The organism is Bacillus sp. FSL K6-3312 (assembly GCF_038007485.1).
Lineage (GTDB): Bacteria > Bacillota > Bacilli > Bacillales > Bacillaceae > Bacillus > Bacillus pumilus.
In genome coordinates, this window is record NZ_JBBOXI010000001.1 from 2834651 (window position 1) to 2854777 (window position 20127).

A 20127-nucleotide genomic window follows, 5' to 3' on the forward strand; every position below is an offset into this window, starting at 1 on the left:
ATTGATAAGTCGTTATTTTCTGAATAATAAAAAAGCCAGACATCACTCTGGCTATTCTTTCGTTTCTTTTTCTTCTATAAACCATTGGTCTAATTTTCTCATTACACCCACCATTGATTCTTTTTGTGAGAAAGACGGCAGATTGGCAAACAGCATCCGTTTTGGTGCTTCCAGCCCCTCTTTTTTCTTTTGCATCACAAACAAGCTTTTGGCGTGCTTTTTGTCCTTGAACATGGAGACCGGCAGCTGAATTAATGCATTCATATATGCCTGATCTTTAATAAAGTCCTTTAATTGCACGCTTTCTTTTCCTTCAAACAAATCGTTTGGAATGATGAAGAACAAGAAGCCGCCTTCTTTCGTGTAACGAAGGCTTTGTTCAATAAATAAATAATGCGCAAATGCATGTCCTTCTTTTGCCTTTAATTCATAGTCTGCTGCACGCTCATCATTTGGATAATAACCAACTGGCAGACTGCATACAGTGACATCTACTGGAGAGATCAAAAGCGGCTCAAGACTGTCTTGATGGAAAAGCTCGACTTCCTTCTCTTCCAAGTTCGCCTGTGCCCATGCAATTTTAATGAGTACATCATCAATTTCAGACGCAAAGCCGCGCTTTGTTTCTGCAGTCAGATTATTTAAGACAGCAAGCAGTAAGTTCCCTGTCCCTGCTGCTGGATCAAAGACAACTAGCTCTTTTTGACCTTCTAAAAATTTATTCACCAAATAGCTGACAAACAGCCCGATCGTATCTGGGGTCATCTGACGATTTGGATGGGAAATATCCTTTTGTCCTTTCAATACGGCGAGCTGAAACGCTTTACGAATCTGCTCATGATCATAAGAAGCAAAATCTGCTTTCTCTATTACATCCTTTAGTAAACCGTCTCGATCATTTGCTTGGAAAAAGGCTTCTCCTGCTTTAGCTAATGCCTCAATATAGGAAATGCTTTGATCCTTTTTTAATCGAATAGAAGCTGTATCGAGCAGCTCGAAAATCGTACTTACTTGATCTTTCTGCAATGCTTTTCTCTCCTCGCTTTGTTAAAAGCTATATGTTCTCATTGAAAAGAGCCCCAGTATGAAGCCGGAGCTCTTGTCGATGCTGCTTTTATAACAGTGATTTTGCAGCTTCAATGGCTTTTTCATAATTTGGGTGATTCGTTGCTTCGCTTACGTATTCAGTGTAAACCACTTTCCCATTAGGGTCTAATACGAAAACTGCACGCGCCAATAAACGCAATTCTTTCATATATACACCGAATGCTTCACCAAATGACATATCTCTGTGATCAGATAATGTTTCGACATTTTCAATTCCGTTTGCTCCGCACCAGCGTGCTTGTGCAAATGGAAGGTCTGCACTAATTGTATAGATATTGACCGGACCTAAACCGGCTGCCTCTTCATTGAAACGTCTTGTTTGTGCGTCACACACACCTGTATCAATAGAAGGAATCACTGAGATGATCGTCACTTTTCCTGTTAAATCAGAAAGTGAAACTTCCCCTAGTGAGTTCGTTAATACCGTGAAATCCGGAGCCTGCTCGCCTACTTTTACTTCATTTCCTACAAGCGTGACAGAACTCCCTTTAAATGTGATCGATGCCAAAACAATTCCTCCCTTATCAAATGTATGGTTCTATCATAGTAGAGAAAGCAAAAAACTGCAAAGCCTAATCTTCGCTTTTGAAAAAAAAGTTAACTGCAGCGCAGCTAACTTTTTAAAGGTCTATGTCATCTAGTTTTCGTTCTTTATGACGGTTCTCCCGTTCATCCTTCTTAAACATGTGCTGAAGACGTTCAATTGCTTGAGGAGCAGAATCCAATATTTTATCAAGCAGATGTGTATGTTCATCCAAATGAAGCATTCGAACGCCATTTGTTCCGACAATTAAGAAGGCGATTGGTGTAATAGACACACCTCCGCCGCTTCCTCCGCCAAATGGGAGTCTCGGTTCTTTTCGTTCTTGATCATCAGAACGTTTTTCTTTCTTTTGGTTCCCGTTAAATTCACTGCCGCCTGCTGCAAATCCAAAACCAACCTTCGATACAGTAAGGATGACACTGCCGTCAGGGGTTTCGACTGGATCGCCGATGATCGTATTCACATCTATCATTTCTTTTAAGTTTTCCATCGCTGTCTTCATAAGACCTTGGATTGGATGATCTGCCATTTTCGGGTTCCTCCTTAAACAGATGATTCATTCTTCGTTGCTTGAAGAGAGGCACTTTTTCTCGCCTTTCTTCCTTTTAACCAATGGACAAGTAAACGAATGGCTGCAAGCATAGCATGTCCAATACGAAAATAAGCTATACATGTAAACTGGGTTTGTGACACATTGTGCTGAAAGGCAGGAATGACTTCATATACCGGTTTATGCTTAAAGGTGAGATGCTCCTGCATAAAGGCAAGCAGTGCTCCTTTCACTGACCACACCCCGCCGGCTGCTACACCTGTTAAAGCGGCGTCATGAAAGCCGATCCATGTTGACCAGTGAAACGATACAATTCTCATGTGAATGAAGAATTTACGCATGATCCGGTTTAAATCGACGATCTCTTTTGTGATGCGCTCCATTTGATGAAGGATTTGCTTCATATCACGTTTTCCCACTTTTTTATGTATGGATTCTTTTTCGTGACTAGGGGTTTTGGCGCTCGCCATTTTCTTTTCACGTATATCGATCGTTTGATCTTCTGGATTGACCCTCACCATCGGAATGTCTTTTTTGAGTCTGATGATTCCATATAAGGTGATGATTTTCAGTGCAAGGTGGTCATTGTCATTTGCATGTGAATAATCCAGTGAAATGGTCACTTTCATGAAGATCAATAAGATCCCAAGGAACAAAAAAGCTGCGATCCAAACGTAAAGCACTGTGCTCACTTCCTCCATAACAAATGATGCTTCCTCTACGATTATGGCTCTCATTCTGGATTTTATACCCAATCATGAAAAAAGAGTTTGACCGGTACCCGGCCAAACTCCTCTGATTATACGTTTGCTTCTGTTTTTTCATATAAATGTTCATGGACGACCACCGTATCGGCAAAGTAATCATGAACCCCTTGCTTTTTCGGTGTGAATCCAACAACAGCATAGAGTACAAAAAGCGTATTAATATAGCGTCCCACAATCTCTCTAAAGAAAATGACATCCCATGCCAGTTTCTTCTCAGGTTGAAGTGAGACCACTTTGATCCCAAACACCATTTTCCCAAGCGTTTGTTGAAAGATTTTCGTCATGATGGCGAAATAAAGTAGGAATACTATCGTCGTTGTGACAGAGAATGGAGAAAACCATCCTCCTCCTTTGGACCAGCCAAACAGACTAAAGATTGGAGAAACCGTCAAATGGTTGACACCCCAGACGACAAGCCAATCAAGAATAAACGCCCAAAACCTAATCCAAAAGCCTGCAAACGCCTGTGCTTCAATCACTGCACGTTTCGCAAAGGTCGGATTCGATTCTTCTTGGCTACGGCTTTCGGTTACTTCATCGAATGTAGAATCCATCTATGATCCCTCCTTTATTTTGAATAGAGATACATCGGTTTAGACCCGTTTGAGCCAGCCAGTGTTTCTTTTAGATTGAGAAAATCAATTTCGCTTTTAAAAAGTTTGCTTGCACTCATATTGAAGAGAGAATTCCAGCCAAAGCTTTGAGAATAGCTGATCACTGTCGCTCCTTTTAACCCTTTTTCATTTTTCTTCATTGCTTTGATTGCATCTTCATAATATCCAAGCTCATCGACTAATCCGTTCGATTTCGCCTGTGTCCCGTCATAGACCCGGCCGTCAGCAATTTTCTTGACGTTCTGTTTTGACATGCCGCGTCCTTCAGAGATGACTTTGACAAATCCTTCATACGAGTTATCGACCATGCTTTGCATGATGTCGCGCTCATCTTTTGTCATGTCACGATTTGGCGACATGATGTCTTTGAATTTTCCGCTCTTAATTGTTTCGTATTTAATACCTAAATTATCTGCCAGCTTTGAATAGTTCAAGCTTTGCATGATCACACCTAACGATCCTGTTAATGTTTCAGGTGAAGCAAAGATTTTCTTGGCTGGAGTTGATACGTAGTAACCGCCAGAAGCTGCCATTGAGCCCATGGAGACGTAAATCGGCTTCTTCGCTTTTTTCACTTCTTCTAATTTTTTATGTATTTCTGCACTTTCATAGACACCGCCGCCAGGAGAGTTGACGCGCAGCAGTACACCTTTTACTGAAGCATCATCTTTCGCTTTTTCTAGTTCCTTAAGAAATGCACGATGATCGTAACCTTCTCCGCCTAATAGACTTGATGCGCCGCCATTATCTTGAATGGTTCCATTAATCTCAAGAACCGCTATTTTTCCAGCACCGCTTCCATCCTCTAGTACCTTTTCTTCTATTTCATCCCCAAATTGATAGCTCATTTTATTGTCATTGAAGCTTTCATACAAAGCCGTCGTGACACTAATCACAATTGAAAATCCGAAAACTCCAAGTGCAATGATTAACGCTACCCATCTTTTCGCATTCATCTTTTTCTCCTCCTTTTTGTCTCTCTTCATTGATACGAATATTCACATGAAATGTTTCACAGGAATTGTGGTTTTTTTACATTTCATTTCATCATATGATAGCACCTCTCTTTATTCACGATCAACTTTACATCGTCTGCCAAGTGATACGCATGACGAAAAATTGGCTTTTTTCTCCTCTCTCTGCATCTAATAGGCTAGAGCTTCACCACAACGAAACACCTAATCCACTCTTTCATGAGAAAACAGCTATTCAATTATGCTCAAATTCTGCCCTTTTCAAATCCCTTACATTGACTCATTTCTAAAAATGAATGCCACCATCATGAAGGTTTTTCTAATGTTTTTACTTTCATATGAAAAAAGTGTAAAATGTGAGCAAGGCTTCATATGTAAGCCCTTTATTACTCTAAATCTACTTTTGACAACGAAGGGGAGAACGTCAATGACAGACAATCGTCGCAATGTATTTTTCTTTTACAAAAAAGATCATGAATTGGATGGACACATTTCTTCTCTTGAAAAGCTCGCTACCGATCAAGGCTTTCAAGTCGTCAAGCGTGCAGAGGATGCCCATATTATTGCTTCAATTGGCGGAGATGGCACATTTCTTCAAGCAGTCCGTAAAACGAATTTCCGGGATGACTGCCTGTATGTAGGGGTATCAAAAACAGAGAATTCGCATCTATACTGCGATTTTTCATTAGAACATTTTGATAAAATGATTGATGCCATGAACACTGAACAGATTGAAGTGAGAAAATATCCGATCATTGATGTAAGCGTTGACAGTACAAACCAGTTCCATTGCTTAAATGAACTGTCGATCCGCTCAAGCATTATTAAAACATTTGTGATCGATGTGTATATAGATGATTTCCACTTTGAAACATTTAGAGGAGACGGAATGATTATTTCTACTCCGACTGGCTCAACAGCCTACAATAAATCGGTAAACGGTGCTGTGGTTGATCCGATGCTCCCTTGTATGCAAGTCACAGAGCTTGCATCGCTAAACAACAACTCGTATCGTACACTGGGTGCTCCTTTCATCTTAAGCAGTGACCGCAAGCTAACACTGAAGGTTGTGCAGGACGGCAACGACCATCCGATTATCGGGCTTGATAACGAAGCGCTTGGCACGAAACACGTCAAACAAATTGACATCGGCCTTTCAGGAAAAGTCATTAAAACGGTGAAATTAAAAGACAACTCCTACTGGGAAAAAGTAAAACGCAGATTCCTTTAATCAAAAAGCTCCTTTACGGGGCTTTTTTTCATGTTTTTTCATTCCCGGTCATGATTATGGTATGATGTCACAAGTATGAATGTACGAAAAGGAGAACACGATGACATTACAACAATTTGATCAATATCCATTAAGCCATGAATTAAAACAAGCGCTAGAAGCACTTCACTTCCATACACCTACACCTGTTCAGCACGAGACATTATCCGTTGCTTTTTCAAGGCAGGATTTGATTGTCAAATCTCAGACTGGCAGCGGCAAGACCGCAGCCTATGGTCTCCCGATTTGTGAAATGGTCGATTGGGCTGAAAATAAACCTCAAGCCCTTATCCTCGTTCCAACGCGAGAACTCGCCATGCAGGTCAAACAGGATCTCACAAGCCTTGGACGATTGAAACGAATCAAAGCCACTGCCATTTATGGAAAAGCCCCTTTCCAAGCTCAAAAAGTAGAGCTTGCACAAAAAAACCACATTGTGTGCGGAACACCAGGACGAGTCTTAGATCACCTTGAGAAAGGTACTCTTTCCTTAGAAAACCTTAAATTTTTCGTGTTAGATGAAGCGGATGAAATGCTGAACATGGGATTTATTGATCAAGTCTCTTCTATTATTCAGTATCTGCCACCAAAGCGCATGTCAATGCTCTTTTCAGCGACCATGTCTGATGAGATGAAGAAATTAAGTGAACAGTTTCTACAATCACCAAGAGTGATTGAAATTGCACAGGAAGAAACGTCTGTACCACAAATTACCCACACCGTGATTGAAACGGAAGAAGAAGCGAAATTCTCTCTTCTTCAGCGTACGATCGTCATTGAAAATCCAGATAGCTGCATTATTTTCTGTAATACACAGGACCGAGTGAATGAACTCACGATGAAGCTGGATGAATGGGATGTGCCTTGTGACAAAATTCATGGAGGCATGAGACAAGAAGACCGCTTCGCTGTCATGGATGAATTCAAAAACGGCGAATTCCGTTATTTGATCGCAACCGATATAGCAGCCCGGGGCATTGATGTCAGTGATATGACACATGTGATTCATTATGACCTCCCCTATGAAAAAGAGCGCTATATTCACCGAACAGGAAGAACAGGCAGAGCGGGAAAAAGCGGAAAAACCATTGCGTTTATGACCAATAATGCAAAGCCTCTGATTGATGAATTAAAGCAGGAAGCAGGTATTGATTTCAAGACGCAGCCATACCCAACAAAGGAAGACGCAGAGCAGCATGTAGAACGCTTTGAAGAAAAGATTGAAACGCCGATTCAAAAGGAAAATAAACAGGCAGGCGTTGAAAAGGATATAATGAAGCTTTATTTTAACGGCGGGAAGAAAAAGAAGCTGCGGGCTGTTGATTTCGTTGGGACCATTGCCAAAATAGAAGGCGTTGCCTTTGATGACATTGGGATTATTACCATTCAAGATACAAAAACATATGTCGATATTTTAAACGGTAAAGGCCCTCTTGTGCTGAATGCCATGCGCCACACAACCATTAAAGGCAAGCAGTTAAAAGTTCATGAAGCACGTTCATAAAAAGTGAAGGCTAATCGCCTTTACTTTTTTATTTAAAATAAAATAAGCTTACAAACCCTGATACCGTCAGCCTTTCCTGCAATCAACATGACAAATGTCATATCGAATACATGATGGGTGCTACTATGAGCATGACACCTTTCCTTCTATACTTTGAAGTAGAAAGAAACGGAAAGGACTTGAACGTTCATGACGACTTCAACAAACACACAGCAGCAAGCGACTTTAAGAAAACAAGTAGGTCAATTTTCTGGTGCTGATTCAAAAAAAAGTATCATGCAACTCCTTAATACATTTATTCCATTTTTGGGGCTTTGGTTTCTTGCCTATTATAGCCTGAACATCTCCTATCTTTTAACCCTCTTCTTTGCGGTTATTGCAGCTGGTTTTTTAGTACGTGTCTTTATTATTTTTCACGACTGCTGCCACCAATCCTTTTTTAAACAGAAGCCGCTGAATCACCTGTTTGGTTTCATAACGGGTGTACTCACCCTTTTCCCTTATCTTCAATGGCAAAGAGATCATTCAATTCACCATGCCACAAGCAGTAATCTAGACAAACGAGGTACTGGCGACATTTGGCTCCTGACAGTCAAAGAATATCAAGAAGCATCAGCTTGGACGAAATTCCGCTACAGATTTTATCGCAATCCTTTTGTCATGTTTATTTTAGGACCGATCTTTGTTTTCCTGTTTCAAAACCGTTTCAACGTCAAAAATGCTCGTAAAAAAGAGCGCTGGAACACGTATTTCACAAACATATCAATTGTTTTATTGGCAGGAGCTACCTATCTCCTTTTCGGCTGGGAAGGTTTGTTACTTGTCCAAGGTCCAATCTTTCTGATTTCTGGATCAATCGGTGTATGGCTGTTTTATGTGCAGCATACGTTTGAGGATTCTTACTTTGAAGCAGATGAGAATTGGAATTATGTGCAGGCAGCTGTAGAAGGCAGTTCTTTTTACAAATTGCCAAAGCTTCTTCAGTGGTTAACAGGTAATATCGGTTATCACCATGTCCATCATTTAAGTCCGAGGGTACCAAATTATCACTTGGAGCATGCACATGAGCATAGTGAGCCGCTTCAAAATGTTCCAACCATCACTTTAAAAACAAGTATCGAGTCAATGAAATTTAGACTTTGGGATGAAGAAACGAAAGCATTCGTTACCTTTAAAGAAGCACGTCAGACGAGAAGCACACCTGTCATCAAAGGAGACATTCTCAAGAAGAATGCATAAACGACGCAAGCTCTTTCTTACAATAGAAGGAGCTTGTTGGTATTTACAGGATGCGATAACGTGTTCAATTTGATAAAGTAGTGAAAAAGAATGAAAAAATGGAAAAGGTGATTCACGGATGAAAAAACAACTTAAAATTCAAAAATTGCATGGGATATCCCCGTATATATGGGCCATTTTTTTCATCCTTCCCTTTTATTTTATCATTAAGGCTCCTTCGACTTTAGGCATTGTGATCGGCATTATTTTGAACGTTGTCTTTTTCGCTGTCTATCGTTTTGCCTTTATCGCAAAAGGCTGGTCTTTATATGTATTAGGCCTTCTCTTGATTGCGATTTCTACTGGCTATGTCATGCTCTACAGCTACATTTATTTCGCTTTTTGCATCGCCTATTTCAATGGGCATATTAAAAGAAAAGTACCTTTCTATATCTTATACTATATTCATGTCGGGAGCGCCGCCATTGCGGTAAACTTCAGTCTGATCTTAAAAAAAGGCTGGTTTCTCACTCAAATCCCCTTGGTTCTCATTACACTCATTAGTGCCATTCTCCTCCCTCTCAGCATTCGAAGCAGGAAGGAACGTGAACGGCTCGAAGAGAAATTAGAAGATGCCAATGAACGTATTGCTGACCTTGTAAAAATTGAAGAAAGGCAGCGCATTGCACGTGATCTGCATGATACCCTTGGACAAAAGCTTTCCCTCATCGGTTTAAAGAGTGATCTTGCCCGAAAACTGGTTTATAAAGACCCAGAGCAGGCACGCGCCGAGCTGAAAAGCGTCCAGCAAACAGCCAGAACGTCTCTCAATGAAGTGCGGAAAATTGTTTCCTCCATGAAAGGTATTCGGATCAAGGATGAAATGTTGAACATAGAGCAAATTCTCGAAGCGGCCGGGATTGAATTGATCTATGATGAAAAGGAAGCACCGAAACATATCTCTCTTCTCAACGAAAACATTGTGAGCATGTGTATCAAAGAAGCGGTCACCAATATCGTCAAACATAGTGATGCCACAGTCTGTAAAATAACCATTCATCAAAAGTCAAAAGAAGCGGTCATCACGGTTGAAGATGATGGGACATTTAAAGGTGATCCCCCCTCCTCTCAAACGAAGGGACATGGCCTTTTAGGGATTAGAGAACGATTGGAATTTGCAAATGGACGCCTTCACCTTGAGACAAAAAATGGGACGAAGCTGATCATGAGCATTCCAAATGATTCAGCAGCAAAAGACAAGGAGGGAATGAAATGATCAACATTTTTATCGCAGAGGATCAGCAAATGCTGCTTGGTGCACTCGGTTCACTACTTGATTTAGAAGATGATATGACGGTTGTTGGAAAAGGCACAAACGGCCAGGACGCCATTGATTTTGCTAAAAAACACCCCGTTGATATTTGTTTAATGGATATTGAAATGCCAGGGAAATCTGGACTGGATGCAGCCGAAGAACTCAAGGAATCAGATGTGAGAATCATCATTTTAACGACCTTTGCCCGTTCTGGATATTTCCAAAGGGCGCTGAAAGCTGGCGTTAGCGGCTATATGCTGAAAGACAGCCCAAGCGAAGATCTGGCAAGTGCCATTCGCAGCGTGATGAAAGGAAAAAAGGTATACGCCCCTGAATTAATGGAAGACTTATATAGCGATGAAAATCCTTTAACCCAACGAGAAAAATCCGTCCTTGAACTCGTCGCAGACGGCAAAAACACGAAAGAGATCGCAAAGGAACTCAGCATTAAAAGCGGCACTGTCCGAAACTACATCTCCATTATTTTAGATAAGCTAGAAGTGAAAAACCGCATTGAAGCCATTACACGCTCAAAAGAAAAAGGCTGGTTTAAATAAGAAAAAAGATCAGGACATATGCTGCCTTGATCTTTTTTTTCTACCAAAAATCTCCCCTCCTATTTTTTATCACCAACTATCAAAATGTAATTGACAATAGACCGTACTTCTATGATATGATATCCAAGTGATAATAATTATCATTATCACTCATACAATCAAATACCCGGCTAATGTGCCGATTTCAAAGGAGTCTACATTCATGAAGAAAATATTGTTCCCTCTGATGCTCATCTTTGTACTTGCATTGAGCGCATGTGGCAATAGCAGCAGCTCTTCCTCAAATAAAGGAAATCAATCAACATCATCAGACAAGATTACATATGAATCTGAAAATGGCCCTGTGAAGCTGCCAGCGCATCCAAAACGTGTCGTTGTACTTGGTTCCTACACAGGTAATGTCATGTCACTTGGTGTGAACCTGGTCGGCGTCGACTCTTGGTCAAAAAAGAACCCACGCTTCCAAAAGGAATTAAAAAATGTGGAAGAAGTGTCGGATGAGAATGTGGAAAAAATCATGAAGCTAAAGCCTGATGTCATCATTGGCTTAAGCAATACAAAAAATGTAGAAAAACTAAAAAAAATCGCACCAACCGTCTTGTTTACGTATAACAAAGTCGATTACCTTCAGCAGCATATTGAAATTGGAAAAGTATTAAACAAAGAAAAAGAAGCCAAATCATGGGTAAAAGATTTTAAAGAACGCGCAGCTGAAGCTGGAAAAGAAATCAAAGCAAAAATCGGTAAGGATGCGACGGTTTCTGTATTTGAAAGCGGCACAAAAGATCTTTACGTGTTTGGAGATGCATGGGGCCGCGGCACAGAAATTCTCTACCAAGAAATGAAACTAAAAATGCCTGAAAAAGTGAAAGAAAAAGCATTAAAAGCTGGCTACTATGCAGTTTCACAAGAGGTCATCTCTGAATTTGCTGGAGACTATATGATCATTAGTAAAAACAGCGAAATGGACAATTCCTATCAAAACAGTGAAATTTACAAGTCCATACCAGCTGTGAAAAAACATCGTGTGTATGTGGCAAATGCAGAAGAATTCTATTTTAATGATCCGCTCACACTCGAGTATCAACTATCATTCTTTAAAAAGCACTTTTTAGGTAAATAAACAGAAGCAAGGGACCCCTTCCCTTGCTTTTTTCTTATCTGCTTCTAGCGGCAGCATCTTTTTTCCGCTACAATGACATACAAGCGAATACAAAAAGTGTGGTGCTGGTTTTGTTTAAAATTCTACTCATTGAGGACGATACAACCCTCTTCCAAGAAATCAAAGAACGTCTAGTCAACTGGTCCTATGATGTTTATGGGATTCACGATTTTCAACAGGTGATGCAGGAATTCACTTCTGTTCAGCCTGATCTCGTCATTATTGATATACAGCTGCCAAAATACGATGGCTTTCATTGGTGCCGGATGATTCGGCATCATTCAAATGTACCAATCATCTTCCTCTCCTCTCGTGACCATCCTGCTGATATGGTCATGTCAATGCAGCTCGGTGCCGATGATTTTGTACAAAAGCCCTTTCACTTTGACGTGCTCATTGCCAAAGTCAGTGCTGTTCTTCGCCGCGTACATGATTATAATGCAGAACCGGCTAGCCTAAAGGTATGGTGTGGCGCTACGATTGATCTAGAAAAAAACACCGTCACAAATGACCACGGTGAAGTGGAATTAACGAAAAATGAACTGTTTATTCTTAAGGAATTGATTCAGCATAAAAATCATATTGTCAGCCGTGAATCACTCATTCAAGCATTATGGGAGGATGAACGGTTTGTCAGTGACAACACACTGACCGTAAACGTCAATCGCCTTAGAAAAAAACTAGATGAGATCTCCCTTGGCACCTACATTGAAACAAAAGTGGGCCAAGGCTATCTTGCAAAAGAAAAGGATGATCAATGATGCTGCAAGCATTTTTAAAAGAACGAAGAAGCTGGATCCTGTTCTTTCTTGGTTTGCAGCTCCTCATTCTGTTTGTTGCTTATTTGGATACGACCATTCCAATGGCGTCGCTTTTTTATATTGTGTTATTATCTACTTTTTTCATGATCGTCTTTCTCTTTTTCCGATACCGTAAAGAAACGGCGTATTATGAGCGTCTGAAAGAATGGGACGATCATATTGATCATCAAATGCGGCTCACTCCATCTTCCCCATTTGAACAGCTTGTACATGATGCGACGTCTGAGCAAATTGCCCGCTACAGGCTAATGGCAGCAGAGCAGCAAATCGCCCTTGAAGAAGAGAAGGATGAATTGCTCTCATGGATACATGAAGTGAAAACACCTCTCACTGCGATGCACTTAATGATTGACCGTTTAACAGAACAGCCGCTGAAATCAAATATGACGTACGAATGGCTCAGAATTCATTTATTACTCGATGCCCAGCTGCATCAAAGCAGAATACGTCATATCGAAAATGATTTATTTATTGAACAGCTGGACCTGCAAAGCATCATTGCGAAGGAAATCAAAGCGCTCCAATCATGGTGCATGCAAAAAGGAATTGGCTTTGAACTCACGCTAGAAGAACGTCACGTATTAAGTGATACAAAATGGTTATCCTTTATGATCAGACAGGTACTCACAAATGCAGTCAAGTACAGCCATTCGTCCGATATTGCCATTGAAAGCAAGAAAATGGATGACCAAGTGATGCTGACGATTACAGATCAAGGCAGAGGAATTGACCCAAGAGACATTCCACGTATTTTTGAAAAAGGCTTTACCTCAACAAGACATCACAATGACACAGCCTCAACAGGAATGGGACTCTATTTAACAAAAAAAGGAGCAGACGCTCTTCATATCAAGATCGAGGTCAACTCCACGATAGATCAAGGCACAACCTTCACCTTCATCTTTCCGAAAAAGAATGATTTTGTGCATATTGCGAGCATGTGACAAAATAGACGAATCAAAATCTCTTCGCAACTGGCTCCCAAGCAAGTGCGAAGAGACTTCACTCTTTGATTTAAGAAATGCTCTCTGCCTCTTGACCCACAACATCTCCCATCTTTCTACGTCTATAGATACTTAAAATCATCCCAACAGCCATCAATTCAAGCAAAATATGAGAACCGCCATAGCTCATGAAAGGCATGGCCAATCCAGAAAAAGGCAGAAAGCCGAAATTAGTAACAATGCTTAAAATCAATTTTGCTGCAAACACAGCTACAAAACCTGTCATCAGCATTTTTCCATAAGCCATTTTTACGCGTTTTGTTGTATGAAAGATTCGGTAAATAAAAATGACAAACAACATAAGTACAACGACTCCTGCTAACCAGCCAAATGAAAAAATGATATATGTAAACATCCAATCAGTGTGAACCTCGGACATTGCAGAAGGAATGATTTGAAGTCCGTTTGAACTAAATTGATGGACTGTGTAAAGTTGTCTACCTGATTGAAAAAGAGAAAACATTTCAAACATTAGATATATACCGCCTGCTGCTGCCAGCGGAATGATTTGCCTTAAACTAGCACTAGACACACACATCATCGTTAAACACATGACAAAACAGATAACGGTCGCAGGAAGAAAACCAATCGCACTGATTAGAATAACTGGTAAAGCCATAATCCCTACTCCAAGCCAAGCTTTGAGACCATTCTCCCAATTCCATGAATGAAAAATACCTGCTAAAGAAACAGCCACAAGAAATGGTACGACCTCCGTCAAATTGATTGAGATATCGCTTAATCTTAAAAACAGAACACCGTTTACTCTTATGCCAAAAATCATCGTCAGAAGCACCATTCCAAGCGTTCCTATGTATAAATGCCAAGAGTATGACAATAAGCGCCGATAATCGAAGGAAAATAAAACAAACATAAGCACTAGTCCAACTAAATAATAGGTGAGACTTTTATAAAAAATATTCATATCTTGAAGATTTGTAAACCCTGAATGAAACTGCAAAAAGTACATGACAAGCAGTCCAAAAGAACAAGCGGCTAACACAAGAAGAATCATTTTAAGATCCATTTGGGTTTTATGTGTTTCATGAAGCTGTGCTCCAAGAATGGCCGCATCCCCAATTTGCTCTAGCGCTTGATCTACAGCCTCTGCTTCAGACATCCCAGCATTCATCGCTTCCTCTTTTAGCGTGTATAGATGATCCATAAGTTCAAGTTTGATTTCCGAATGGACATCTTTATTTTTGACTCGTTTACATACATTCTTCATATACTTTTCAAACTTTTTTTCTAATCCCATGCGATTTTCTCTCCGTTCAACACGCCATCGACTGCATTTTTGAAAACATCCCATTCTTCTTTCTTTTCGTTCATAAATGCTTTTCCTTGTTCATTTATTTTGTAATATTTTCTTTTCCGGTTGCCATTCCCTTCGCCCCAGTAAGAGATAATGAATTCTTTCCCCTCCAAGTTGTGCAAAATAGGATAGATTGTTCCTTCTTTAAAGCTGAAAATGCCTTCTGACTTCTCCTCCAATGTTTTGATCATTTCATATCCATACATTGGCTTTTCATTTAACAAGCTTAAAATTAGAGTAGCTGTACTTCCCTTTAAAAGCTCTTTACTTACTTTCATTACTGGTCACTCCCTATACATAGATTTACTATGCATATATTTAATATGCATATCATACATGATTAAAATGACCGTGTAAAGCTCCTAAACGTCTTAATACCAAGAAAAATCCAAGAAGATTAATACATAACAATGAAAAACAGATAAAATGAATATGTGATGATCAGAAATAAACTTAAACAAAATACGTGAACTGTTTAAAAAAACAAGCATGTGACAACAATGTCACATGCTCGTCTGTTTTGTTCGCCAAATCGAAGGAAATGCGGCGGGCTTCTTTTTATACTAGAGGTATCAATTAAATAGAAAAGGGGATCGACAAATGAACATTTTAGAAGCTCGCAAAATATATAAAAGCTACGGAAATAAATTCAACAAACAAGAGGTGCTGAGTGGCATTGACTTGACCATTGAAGCCGGAGAATTCGTCAGCATCATGGGGCCATCAGGCTCGGGGAAAACAACCCTTCTGAACGTATTGTCCTCGATCGATCATGTGTCCAGCGGATCCATTCGTATCGCAGATGCTGAGATGACGCAAATGAAGGATCAGCAGCTCGCAGAATTCAGAAAAAAGCAGCTTGGCTTTGTTTTTCAGGATTATAACTTACTTGATACACTCACGGTCAAAGAGAACATCCTCTTGCCATTATCTATCTCCAAAACGCCGAAGAAAGAAGCTTTCGAACGTTTTCAACAGCTTGCGGAGGACATGGGTATCTATGAACTAAGAGACAAATACCCGAATGAACTCTCTGGTGGACAAAAGCAGAGGACATCAGCAGTTCGTGCCTTCATTCATGAGCCGAGTCTGATTTTCGCAGATGAACCTACTGGAGCGCTTGATTCAAAATCTGCATCTGATTTACTCAATAAACTGCAAGATTTCAATCAAAAACGAAAAGCAACCATTGTCATGGTGACACATGATCCTGTCGCAGCCAGCTATTCAAGACGCGTCATTTTTATCAAGGACGGACAAATCTATACTCAGTTAAATAAAGGTGCTTTAGAGAGAAAGATGTTTTTCGAGGATATTATGAAAACGCAAGGTGTCTTAGGCGGTGTGAAGCATGAACATTAATCAGCTCGTCTTCCGAAACCTGAAGAAAAATTTGAAAAATTACTACTTATACGTGTTCGCTCTTGTATTTAGTGTGGCGCTCTACTTTTCTTTTGTCACCTTGCAGTACTCACCAGCACTTGATGATGTAAAAGGGTCCATTAAAGGCGGTGCATCGATTAAAGCCGCTTCGGTGCTACTCATTGCCATTGTTGGGATCTTCCTGTTATATGCGAACAGCATTTTTATTAAACGCCGAGGGAAAGAAATAGGTCTCCTGCAGCTCATTGGCATGACGAAACAAAAAATTGCCAAACTGCTCAATGCAGAAAATTTTATCCTCTACGTGTTCTCAATGGCTGTTGGCATCATAGCTGGATTTATCGGTTCAAAGCTCATGCTGATGGTGTTATTTAAAGTAACCGGCGTGAATGCCATCGCCAACCTGCATTTTTCAGGCATGGCCCTTTTGCAGACACTCATCGTCTTTTTCATCATCTATGGATTAATTATGTTAAGAAATAGACGGTTTATTAGTAAACAGACAATTTTATCTTTGTTTAGAACCACGTCTTCTACAGAGCAGCGTGTGAAAAAAATCTCTGTGTTTGAAATCATCATTGGGGTTTTCGGTATTGTCTTGATCGGCTCAGGCTATTATATTTCTTCTCAGCTTTTTAGCGGCTCATATACGTCCATGCTTGAGTTATTTTCAGCCATGATTTATATTCTAGCCTCTGTCATTATCGGTACCTTTCTTTTTTATAAAGGCTCTGTTTCTTTCATTGCCAATATTGTACGTAAAAGAAAAAATGGCTATCTCGCCATTCATGAAGTCCTGTCTTTGTCATCTATTATGTTCCGATTAAAATCAAATGCACTGCTTTTAACGATTATTACAACCGTATCTGCTCTTGCGATCGGGTTGTTATCTTTAAGCTACATTTCCTATTACTCAGCAGAAAAAACGGCTGAACAACAGATTCCATCACATTTTGTCATGGGCTCTGAAAAGGAAGCAGCCACCTTCACTCGTGCACTTTCAGACAAGCATATTGCATATGAAAAAAAGCAGTTCAAGGTCATTCAAGCGGATTTTGATGCAAAGAAGATCATTGATACGGAGTTAAGCAGTTTGAATAAGAGTCCAGGAGTATTGATATTTCCTGTAATTAGTGAGAGGAACGTACCAAGCATTCATGTGGAGAACAACGAAGTCATTTTAAGCGGCTACAATGATTTATTAAAAAAAGTCATGCCGATTAAAAGCTCAGGTGATGTGAAACTTCTGATAAAGAAACCACTTGATTTAAAAGTCATTGATATGAAGAAAGATCACTTAATCTCTTACCGGTTCACTGCTGGCGGCATGCCTGTTGCCGTTGTTAGTCAAAACGTCTTTGAACAGCTGGACCAAAACAAGGATCCTAAGCTTCAGCTTGAGAATAACCAATATATTGCGATCAATGTAAATGATGAGAAACATATTGAACAAGCCAATGACATCTTTACTTCTTTAAAAATGGGTGATGACAGCATGTCTCAATTAGCTTCAGCTCAGCAGCAGAAACAAACAATGGGACTGATGATGTTTGTCCTCGGATTTTTAGGCCTAAGCTTCCTTGTCACATCAGGCTGTATTTTATACTTCAAACAGATGAATGAAAGTGAAGAGGAACAAAGCTCGTACACGATCTTACGTAAGCTTGGCTTTACAGAGAAAGATCTATTAAAAGGCATTCGGCTCAAACAGCTATTTAACTTTGGGATTCCGCTCATCATCGGATTACTGCACAGCTACTTTGCAATACAGTCAGGCTGGTTTTTATTCGGCGGTGAACTGTGGACACCAATGCTCATCGTCATGTCGATTTATACGGTTTTATATTCTATCTTCGGATTCCTATCTGTCCAGTATTACAAAAAGGTCATTAAAGAATCCTTGTAATTTATTCCCCATAGGCAGTTGCCTATGGGGATATGTTTGTTTATGATGGAGTTGATTCAAACTTATGTGATAGAATATGATCTCTTGCCGCATAAGCTTTTCGTTTGACCTCTTCTAAGTTCACACCGACAAGCTTTCCGTTTTGTTTCACTGCTTTTCCAGCCACATAGACAGAATCAACATTTGAAGGATGTGCCGTTTGGACAACCGCTCCAGCAGGATCTGTCATCGGCAGAAGATTCATGCTTGTCCGGTCGATCAGGATGAAATCAGCTTCTTTTCCAGGTGTAAGTGACCCAATTTTATGGTCAAGCTGTAACGCACGAGCCCCATTGATCGTTGCAGCTTCAAGCATTTGTTGAGCAGAAATTCCAAGTTCAGGTCCTGGCATGATGCCCTCCATCAGCAATGATTGATTTTGGATCGCACGCTCTGCCTGAAGCCCGAATTTCATTTGAGCAAACAAATCTCCGCCTGTCGCTGTGACCACGTCTACACCGAGCGTTGGAAGAACACCTTGTTCGATCGCAAGTCCTGTGACAGGATAACCGTGACCCATCATCATCTCAATTTCAGGTGTAATGGATATGGAGCTTCCGCTATCTGCCAGCATCTTCATTTGATCCGCATCGATTGCATTGATATGCACCATGTTGAGGTCAGGTCCAAGTAACCCTGCTTTGTGAAGCCGCTCAATCGAACGATCCTCCGCTCCCCAGTTCCCAAAGCCAATGTGCATAGTGCATAGAGCATCTAGCGACCGGGCTGTTTCAATTTCAAATACTGAAGTTTCCCATGAAGAAAACTCTGGTCCACGAATCGCAAGCCCCATTGTCAAAAGCTGATCTGATGATTGAAAATGTGCTTTTTTCACGCGTGCTGCGTCCTCCATATTGGTGAGCGTGCTCCCCCTATCCCAATACTCAGCATCTCCAGAGGAACCGAAAGCAAAAACAGCTCGAATGCCCGCATCTTTTAATCCTCCGATGAGTTCTTCTGTATGATCCATTGAATTGATCATCGTCCAGTCTAGAAATGTGGTCACTCCGGCATCTAATGCCTCTAATGCCCCTAAATAATTTGCGATTCGATCATCGGATGGGCGTCTCATCGCACCATAGTTTCCATAATAGATTTTGCTCAAATATGTCTGTAAAGACCAATCTGTGCCTATGCCTCTGATGACAGACTGCCACACATGACGATGTGTATCCACAAGCCCTGGCATGATCACCATGTCGGACGCATCGACGATGTCAGCATCTTTTGCTTCAATTGAAGGTCCGACTTCTAAAATGTGTGTCCCTTCAATTAATAAATCTTCTTTTTCTAAAAAACCTAAAGTTGGATCAAGAGTTAAAAGCGCTGCATCTTTAAACAATGTTTTCTTCATCCATATCCCCCTTTTCAAATGACGAGGAAGAGTTCTCCCACCCTCACTGTTATTTTAAAACATAAAAGGATCAAATTAGAAGAAAAGTGACTTCGCTAACTGTTTTATGAGCTGATTTTTCTGAAATAGTTGTAAATACGTTTTAATTTGACGTCATGTTTTCCTTTTGGGCTTTCCATCATGCCGAACTCAAAGAACTTCACAGGTTTGATTCCGACATAGTGTAAAAGGGCTCGTTTCATTAAGATCTTGTGTGCATTTTGCAAAAAGAACAAAGGGTAGTTGGTTGGCCCTTGCATCGTCGATACACAAACAGCACTTTTTCCTTTTAACAGTCCTTCTGGAAACAGCCCGCCTGTTTGACGATAAGCAAAATTCGCAGCAAACATGCGGTCAATAAAGCCAAGCAGCATGGCTGGAGGTCTTCCCCACCAAATAGGATATACGAACACGATTTTGTCCGCCCATTTGATCTTCTCCTGATACACCCGAATGTCAGGGTCCTTATGCATGTCACGCCTTTTTTTCTCTTTATTAAAAATCAGCACGGGATCAAATTCTTCTTTGTATAAATCGATGATTTTCACTTCATGAACTAGTGGATTCTCTTCAGTGCCTTTCATGATTTCTTTTAAAAAAGCACCATTTAAACTATTGTGATGGGGGTGAGTATAAATAATAAGTACATTCATGTGTTAGCTCCTTTTATTATCATTTGATAAC

Annotated in this window: 20 protein-coding genes; 10 read left to right on the forward strand and 10 right to left on the reverse strand. The window is 40.3% G+C overall.

Going from position 1 to position 20127, the window contains the following annotated elements; translation table 11 throughout:
• Nucleotides 1-51: 51 nt before the first annotated feature.
• The 6 genes from MHI11_RS14815 to sppA form a co-directional block, all read right to left on the reverse strand.
• A complete protein-coding gene (locus MHI11_RS14815) occupies nt 52-1026 on the reverse strand; it encodes a class I SAM-dependent methyltransferase (RefSeq protein ID WP_340961355.1) in 975 nt (324 codons plus the stop codon).
• Nucleotides 1027-1114: 88 nt separating this feature from the next.
• Entirely contained in the window at nt 1115-1615 is a 501-nt protein-coding gene (gene tpx / locus MHI11_RS14820) for a thiol peroxidase (protein WP_003216787.1), read from the reverse strand.
• Between the two features lie 112 nt (nt 1616-1727).
• The gene (gene ytfJ, locus MHI11_RS14825; protein ID WP_003216488.1) at nt 1728-2180 is read right to left on the reverse strand and encodes a GerW family sporulation protein; all 453 of its coding nucleotides are present in this window, start codon (nt 2178-2180) and stop codon (nt 1728-1730) included.
• A gap of 14 nt (nt 2181-2194) precedes the next feature.
• Nucleotides 2195-2902, reverse strand: coding sequence for a DUF2953 domain-containing protein (locus MHI11_RS14830; protein WP_044139306.1), 708 nt, complete (start codon nt 2900-2902; stop codon nt 2195-2197).
• Nucleotides 2903-3000: 98 nt separating this feature from the next.
• A complete protein-coding gene (locus tag MHI11_RS14835; RefSeq protein ID WP_044139307.1) occupies nt 3001-3522 on the reverse strand; it encodes an RDD family protein in 522 nt (173 codons plus the stop codon).
• 14 nt (nt 3523-3536) lie between these two features.
• Complete coding sequence (sppA, locus tag MHI11_RS14840; protein WP_050943576.1) at nt 3537-4538, reverse strand: signal peptide peptidase SppA; 1002 nt, start codon at nt 4536-4538, stop codon at nt 3537-3539.
• Between the two features lie 445 nt (nt 4539-4983).
• Here sppA and MHI11_RS14845 point away from each other — a divergent pair, with 445 nt between their 5' ends.
• The 8 genes from MHI11_RS14845 to MHI11_RS14880 all read left to right on the forward strand — a co-directional run bounded on the left by MHI11_RS14845 (nt 4984) and on the right by MHI11_RS14880 (nt 13347).
• The gene (locus MHI11_RS14845) at nt 4984-5787 is read left to right on the forward strand and encodes an NAD kinase (RefSeq protein ID WP_003216672.1); all 804 of its coding nucleotides are present in this window, start codon (nt 4984-4986) and stop codon (nt 5785-5787) included.
• Between the two features lie 100 nt (nt 5788-5887).
• Nucleotides 5888-7330, forward strand: a complete 1443-nt coding sequence (locus tag MHI11_RS14850) for a DEAD/DEAH box helicase (protein ID WP_044139309.1) — start codon at nt 5888-5890, stop codon at nt 7328-7330.
• Between the two features lie 189 nt (nt 7331-7519).
• Nucleotides 7520-8569, forward strand: a complete 1050-nt coding sequence (locus tag MHI11_RS14855; protein ID WP_044139310.1) for a fatty acid desaturase — start codon at nt 7520-7522, stop codon at nt 8567-8569.
• Between the two features lie 118 nt (nt 8570-8687).
• Nucleotides 8688-9824 (forward strand): sensor histidine kinase, encoded by a 1137-nt coding sequence (locus MHI11_RS14860; protein WP_340961360.1) that lies wholly within the window; start codon nt 8688-8690, stop codon nt 9822-9824.
• The gene (locus tag MHI11_RS14865) at nt 9821-10420 is read left to right on the forward strand and encodes a response regulator transcription factor (protein WP_106065748.1); all 600 of its coding nucleotides are present in this window, start codon (nt 9821-9823) and stop codon (nt 10418-10420) included. Before MHI11_RS14860 ends, MHI11_RS14865 begins: the two co-directional genes overlap by 4 nt.
• A 202-nt stretch (nt 10421-10622) precedes the next feature.
• Nucleotides 10623-11543 (forward strand): iron-hydroxamate ABC transporter substrate-binding protein, encoded by a 921-nt coding sequence (locus tag MHI11_RS14870; RefSeq protein WP_340961363.1) that lies wholly within the window; start codon nt 10623-10625, stop codon nt 11541-11543.
• A gap of 110 nt (nt 11544-11653) precedes the next feature.
• Entirely contained in the window at nt 11654-12343 is a 690-nt protein-coding gene (locus MHI11_RS14875) for a response regulator transcription factor (RefSeq protein WP_148660152.1), read from the forward strand.
• The gene (locus MHI11_RS14880) at nt 12343-13347 is read left to right on the forward strand and encodes a sensor histidine kinase (RefSeq protein ID WP_044139314.1); all 1005 of its coding nucleotides are present in this window, start codon (nt 12343-12345) and stop codon (nt 13345-13347) included. The genes MHI11_RS14875 and MHI11_RS14880 overlap by 1 nt, the downstream gene beginning before the upstream one ends.
• A 70-nt stretch (nt 13348-13417) precedes the next feature.
• Here MHI11_RS14880 and MHI11_RS14885 read toward each other — a convergent pair whose 3' ends face one another.
• Together MHI11_RS14885 and MHI11_RS14890 are read right to left on the reverse strand one after the other, a co-directional pair.
• Entirely contained in the window at nt 13418-14665 is a 1248-nt protein-coding gene (locus MHI11_RS14885) for an FtsW/RodA/SpoVE family cell cycle protein (RefSeq protein ID WP_340961365.1), read from the reverse strand.
• The gene (locus tag MHI11_RS14890; RefSeq protein ID WP_044139316.1) at nt 14656-15000 is read right to left on the reverse strand and encodes a PadR family transcriptional regulator; all 345 of its coding nucleotides are present in this window, start codon (nt 14998-15000) and stop codon (nt 14656-14658) included. Before MHI11_RS14890 ends, MHI11_RS14885 begins: the two co-directional genes overlap by 10 nt.
• Nucleotides 15001-15322: 322 nt before the next feature.
• On the opposite strand from MHI11_RS14890, the gene MHI11_RS14895 reads away from it, so the two are divergent.
• Entirely contained in the window at nt 15323-16084 is a 762-nt protein-coding gene (locus tag MHI11_RS14895) for an ABC transporter ATP-binding protein (protein WP_044139317.1), read from the forward strand.
• The gene (locus tag MHI11_RS14900) at nt 16074-18011 is read left to right on the forward strand and encodes an ABC transporter permease (RefSeq protein ID WP_340961369.1); all 1938 of its coding nucleotides are present in this window, start codon (nt 16074-16076) and stop codon (nt 18009-18011) included. The genes MHI11_RS14895 and MHI11_RS14900 overlap by 11 nt, the downstream gene beginning before the upstream one ends.
• A 40-nt stretch (nt 18012-18051) precedes the next feature.
• On the opposite strand, the gene MHI11_RS14905 is transcribed toward MHI11_RS14900, so the two are convergent.
• Both MHI11_RS14905 and MHI11_RS14910 read right to left on the reverse strand, forming a co-directional pair.
• Nucleotides 18052-19404, reverse strand: coding sequence for an amidohydrolase family protein (locus MHI11_RS14905; RefSeq protein ID WP_340961371.1), 1353 nt, complete (start codon nt 19402-19404; stop codon nt 18052-18054).
• 104 nt (nt 19405-19508) lie between these two features.
• Nucleotides 19509-20096 (reverse strand): NAD(P)H-dependent oxidoreductase, encoded by a 588-nt coding sequence (locus MHI11_RS14910; protein WP_044139320.1) that lies wholly within the window; start codon nt 20094-20096, stop codon nt 19509-19511.
• Nucleotides 20097-20127: the final 31 nt, after the last annotated feature.